The organism is Endozoicomonas sp. ONNA2 (assembly GCF_024606365.1).
In the GTDB taxonomy this organism is placed as follows: Bacteria; Pseudomonadota; Gammaproteobacteria; order Pseudomonadales; family Endozoicomonadaceae; genus Endozoicomonas.
This window is the reverse complement of the sequence record NZ_JAHHPO010000765.1, coordinates 1-2,911: the sequence shown is the minus strand read 5'-3', so window position 1 is coordinate 2,911 and position 2,911 is coordinate 1. Positions and strand designations below refer to the sequence as shown.

The window sequence follows — 2,911 nt, the reverse complement described above, 5'->3', positions numbered from 1 at the left end:
ATCCCCTGGTTGCAGAACTCAGGCAAGCGATAACCAAGCTCGAAGACCTGTTGCTTTGCCCCGTGGATGTGGAGTTTGCCATCGACCATCAGGGTCGCCTGTTCCTGCTGCAGGTGCGCCCTGTCACCCGACTTCCCGGCGGCATGGATTTTGCCCTGCCCATACCCGCAGAGACCCTGGCCAGTGGCGAGGGCATCAGCGAAGGCTATGGCACCGGACCGCTCTGGTTGGCCAATAAACAAGCCGCGCACACCATGCCAGAGGGCGCCATTGTCGTAACCCAATACGCTAAAGAGTGGATGCTGGAGCGTGACTTTCTGAAACGGGTCGGCGGTTTTGTTCTTGCCCAAGGAGGCAGCACTGACCATGTGGCGATCACCCTGAGACAGAAAGGAATACCCTTAATACTGGTCGGTGGCCAGTACCCGACAGTAGCCGCTCAGGATGGACAACAGGTCACGCTGGCCTGCGCCCGCTTTAACGGTAAGCCCGGTGCCTTTATTGTGACCGGTGACATTACCAAAAAACTGGCCACTTACAGTAGCCCATCCCCGGCATTTTCTGATGAGCCGTTAACGAAAGCCGTGCCGTCACGAGAATCCTTGTCTCCCCCTGAAGGCACATTCCATCAGGTAGCCAGCGGTTTTCAATGGCTCACGGACCAAAATGCCCGCCTGCTGACAATTTTTGCCCCCGGCGGTGGACTGGATTGTCTGGCAAACCCGGTAAAACTCAGCATGTCGCCACAACGCTCAAAGATAGTGGCAGCGACCAGGGACGGCGTAAACCGGCTGGTTTATGGGGCTGAAGCACTGTTGGAGGGTTACCGGGCATTCTTGCTACTGGCTGGCAACAGTCGTTCAGATCAGGTTCAGTCATGGCTGGATGAATTACCACACTTGATCACCCGGTTCGAGACGTTGAAACAGACCATCCGATCAAGGTTAGAGACTATCACCCGGCCACTGCATGGCGTTGAAACACCACCGCTATCCGAGGGCATGTTTCGTCAGTGGGTGGTAGCCTGCCACCAGCTGCAATCCTGTCTTCAGGCACTTGACCCCTTAAAGGCCGGGCAGGTCCACAGCGTCCATGAGCTGATTTTTGCCCTGCATCAGCGCTTTGTTGAGGCGCTGGCACCGGTCACTCTGGCTTCTGGCCAGGGCAGTTTATCTAAAAGAGGTTACATTAACTTTGTTGATTGCACGCTCCCGGGTGAAGTGCAACAACTACTGACGCCGTCCACCAAAAAATTGATCGAGGGAGCGTTCCTTGCAGCGACTGTCATCGGTATGGCTGATGCGCTGATTGTCAACCTGAAGCTTGGATATCATGCGGGCCTGATTGAGCTACTTGAACACGCAGAGGGGGGAAAAGGACGCACCTTGCGGCTGAAATATTCGGACCGTTTTTTTAAACCTGATGGCAGTGATGAACCTGGCAAGTTAAAAAGGATGTGGTTTTTGGTGCAGTTACTCAAAGCGATCGAACTGGATAAAAATGCTTGTAGCATGACGGTAAGTTGCAACACCGTAGCGGGAAAACTCATCATTGAATGCCCCCAAATGACATCACGAGAAACCATGCAAGATGCCTTTGTAAAACTGCTAACTGCGTTAAATGCCATGGAAAATCTCGATTTGTATTTTGAGGACAGACCCATTATTGAAGGAAATCAGTGGAACTTTAACTTGCTTGCACAACGCCTTGCACAACAACGCCTCGATAGCGATTTTACCGCAGAAGACGATAGATTCGCCTTTCAACATTGCCTTTTCTCAATTGTTCATATGAATCTCAAAAAAATATTTTCCGGTTGCAAGCAGGGGTCCGGTTGCTGCGAGTCTGCCGGGTGCTGCCAGCTATCCCGTTGCTATCCGTTATTAAGCAACCACCTCCAACAGTTTATTGACCATAGTCGACGGTTAGCAGCATGCGCGAAAAAATCGGATGCCCAGCTTCGGAAAATGTTAATGAGTGATGGGATTGATGAGGATACCCGCAGGAAACTCATACATCATCTTTTATTGTCAAATTACAAAAACGCTACTCCATTGGTTGATCTTGTGTATGATTTGAGAGAGCAATGCTATGTTATCGAACCGTCTTACGACTACCGCCTGAAGTTTAGGGTTCCACCAGGTCAGTCTCTTTCGGATCATAAAGAAAAGGTCAGGAATATCCTGCTGAAAGAAGGGCTACAGTATGCCAGCCAACTGATTCGAAATAATAAAGACCTTGTATTACCAACCATTGCAATACACCCCAATGACCTGAAATGTGTTAGCCGGGAACTGAAGAATGATAAAGATGTCGTCATGAGTGCAGTCACTCAACAAGGTATTCAGCTGCAATATGCAAGCCCGGAATTTCAGGATAATGATGAGATTGTCATGGCTGCTATCAAACAGCGTAGCAGTGCTCTGAAGTATGCAAGTGAAAGAATCCGAAGTGATAAAAACGTTATTCAAATCGTAATTGCTGATAGTATTTTTTCCTTGAATTATGCCAGTAAAACGTTATTGAAAGATCGCGAGTATATGCTGAACTTAATTGAACAAGATTCTCGTACTTTGATGTCTGCGGATGATTGTCTTACAAGTGATGAAGCATTTCTCAGGTCAGCAATCCGCAGAAATCCAGAAGTGCTTCATACATGTTACACACTCTCTCGCAGGTTGCAGCCCTTGTTGCAAAAATCTCAATGCAGTCAGATAAGTTGACCAAATGAAATCGCATTTTCTGACTACCAGGACGGCCACTTCCGGCAACTGCTCCTGCGTTGTGCCTTGAATTCTAACTGTGCACTTGGCCAGAAATATACAATTCCATCTGGCCAACTATTTAGCGCTGCGCTAAGTAGCTGGCCATATGGAATCGAATATTTCTGGCTACTTGGGCAGGTACTGTG

General features: G+C 49.0%; 1 protein-coding gene. It reads left to right on the top strand.

The window, feature by feature from the left end; genetic code table 11:
* Positions 1 to 2,723 (top strand): DUF4116 domain-containing protein (locus KDK14_RS13620; RefSeq protein WP_257265713.1); only part of this gene is annotated, 2,723 nt, incomplete at its 5' end.
* Positions 2,724 to 2,911: the final 188 nt, after the last annotated feature.